This is a genomic window from Streptomyces niphimycinicus (genome assembly GCF_018883605.1).
GTDB classification, from domain to species: Bacteria; Actinomycetota; Actinomycetes; order Streptomycetales; family Streptomycetaceae; genus Streptomyces; species Streptomyces niphimycinicus.
This window is the reverse complement of sequence record NZ_JAHLEM010000814.1, coordinates 1-2,575: the sequence shown is the minus strand read 5'-3', so window position 1 is coordinate 2,575 and position 2,575 is coordinate 1. Positions and strand designations below refer to the sequence as shown.

Genomic DNA, 2,575 nt, shown 5'->3' with positions numbered 1-2,575 from the left:
CCAGGGCCCGGAACGGCGCCGGCCGCGCCGGAGCGGGGTTCGCTCCGGCGCGGCCGGCGAGTGGTGCACGGGTCGTACGGGGCTCGGGGCTAGTCCTTCCGTCGGGCCCCGGTCGGGCCGCCGAATATGCCTCCGGGTCCGCCCGGCGGATCCGAGGTCGGCGATGTGGTCGGACCGCCCGGACCACCGTTCTGGCCGCCGTTCTGGTTGCCGCCGTTCTGGTTGCCGCCGTTGTCTTTGCAGTTGAAGTCGAGCGGGTCACAGGTGTCCGTCGGGCTCGGACTGTCGGACGGCGACTCCGAGGGCGACTCCGACGGAGATTCCGAAGGAGACTCCGACGGGGACTCGGAAGGCTTGTCCGTCGTCGGGGGCGGGCTCGGGCTCGCGTCCTCGCCGAAGACCTTCTGGCCGATCGGGGTGGCCGCGGGGAAGTCCTTGACCGGCTTGCCCTCCAGGGCACCGCGCATGTAGTCGGCCCAGATCTCCGCCGGGAAGGACGCGCCGTGGATCGTCTTCTGACCGCCCACACCGCGCATGGACAGGAACTTCTGGCTCTTGGCCTGGTCGTTCACCCGCCACATGCCGATCGCGGTGGAAAGCTGCGGGGTGTAGCCGGAGAACCAGGCCGACTTGTTCTCGTCGGTGGTTCCGGTCTTGCCCGCCGCCGGCCGGCCGATCTTCGCCGAGGTGCCGGTGCCGTGCTGGACCACGTTCTCCAGGACGTCGGTGACGTTGTTCGCCACGTTCGAGTCGAACGCCCGCTTGAGCTGGGCGTCCTGCTTGTGGTCGTAGACGGGGCCGTTCTTGTCCTCGACCCGCTCCACCGAGTACGGGTCGGCCTGCTCGCCGCTGGCCGCGAAGGTGGCGTACGCCCCGGCGAGCCGGATGGCGCTGGGTGCGGAGGTGCCGAGCGAGAACGTCGGGGTGATCGAGGCCAGTTGCTCCTTGGTGAGCCCCGCGGCCAGGGCCGAGTCCCGCACCTTGTCGGTGCCGACGTCCATGCCCAACTGGATGAACGGGGTGTTCACCGAGTACTGCATCGCGGTGCGCAGGCTGACCGGGCCCTTGTCCTCGTCACCGTCGTTCCGCTGGTGCCACTCCTTGCCGTCCTTGTCGTGCCAGACGGATCCGTCGTAGTCCTTCAGGGTCACCTTGTTGTCGCCGTTGTAGACACTGCTCGGCGAGACCAGGGTGCGCTCGGAATCGGGTTGCTCCCGGGGGCCCTTCGGATCACGGACGCCATTGGTCATCGCGGCGGCCATCACGAAGGGCTTGAAGGTCGAGCCCACCTGGACACCGGTGTAGTCGGCGTTGTTGCGATAGTGCTCCAGCGCGTTCTTGCCGCCGTAGATGGCCAGGATCTTGCCCGTCTTGGGCTCCACCGACGCACCGCCGAACTGGACGTACTTGTCCGGCTCGCGCAGTTTCGGCTTGATGTTCTCCTTGGAGACCTTCTCGACCGCCCGGGTCAGCTCACTGATCTTTTTCCGGTCGAAGGTGGTATGGATCTGATAGCCACCCTTGTCCAGCTTCGACTTGCTGATTCCGGTGTTGGCGATGATGTAGTTGTCGGCGAGGTCGGTGAGGTAGCCGATCTGGCCCTGCTTGTTCGTGGCCACCTTCGGGTCCTGCGGCATCGGGAAACCCTTGCCGATCCACTCCTGGGCCTCGGTCTTGCTCAGCCTGTGCACGGCGACCTCACGCCGCAGGATCCACTCCCAGCGCTGCTTGGCCCGCTTGGTGTTGGCCTCCTTGGTGGCCGCGGCGCCGTAGCCGCCGTTCGGGTCGTAGAGGTTGGGGCCGTTCAGCGTCGAGGCCAGGAAGGCGCTCTGGCTGGGCGTCAGGGCCGAGCAGTCCCGGTCGTAGTACGCGCGGGCCGCCGCCTGGCAGCCGTAGGCACCACGTCCGTAGTAGGCGGTGTTCAGGTAGCTCCCGAGGATGTAGTCCTTGTCCTTGGTCGCGCCCACCTTTATGGAGATGAACAGCTCCTTGACCTTGCGCGTGAGCGTCTGCGACTGGTCCAGGTAGGTGTTCTTCACGAACTGCTGGGTGATGGTCGACCCACTCTGGGTCGCGCCGCCCCGCGCCATGTTGACGACCGCGCGCGCGATACCCATCGGGTCGACGCCGGAGTCCTGGTAGAAGCTGGCGTTCTCCGCGGAGATCACCGCGTTCTGCATGGACTTGGGGATCTTGCTGAGGGGGACGATCTGACGGTTGAGGTCACCACCGCCGGAGACCACCATCTGCTTGCCGTCCGCCCAGTAGTAGACGTTCTTCTGGGTCTGGGACGCGGCCTGGGCGGTCGGCACCTGCACCAGCCAGAGCCCGATGCCGACGGCGCCGAGCAGCACCGCGAAGAAGAAGAGGAAGGTTCCCGTCATCAGCTTCCAGGACGGAACCCAGCGCCGGAAACCCGACCTTCCGCCACGCGGATAGTCGATAAAGCGCTTTTTGTCGGGGTGCCCATCGCCCCCCGAACCATGTCCGCGGCCGCCGCCGGTCCCCCGCCGGCCGCCACCGCGACCACCGTGGCCCGCGCCGCCCGCGCCGGGATCGGCTCCTCGTCTACGGC

At 67.5% G+C, this 2,575-nt stretch carries 1 protein-coding gene; it reads right to left on the bottom strand.

The genetic code is table 11. From position 1 onward, the window contains the following. Positions 1-89 precede the first annotated feature (89 nt). Positions 90-2,384 (bottom strand): transglycosylase domain-containing protein, encoded by a 2,295-nt coding sequence (locus tag KN815_RS43300; protein ID WP_216347241.1) that lies wholly within the window; start codon positions 2,382-2,384, stop codon positions 90-92. Between the last annotated feature and the right edge of the window lie 191 nt (positions 2,385-2,575).

Excerpts from the sequence above, each read along its gene's own strand:
- KN815_RS43300 (WP_216347241.1), bottom strand. The coding sequence starts at position 2,384 with ATGACGGGAACCTTCCTCTTCTTCTTCGCGGTGCTGCTCGGCGCCGTC.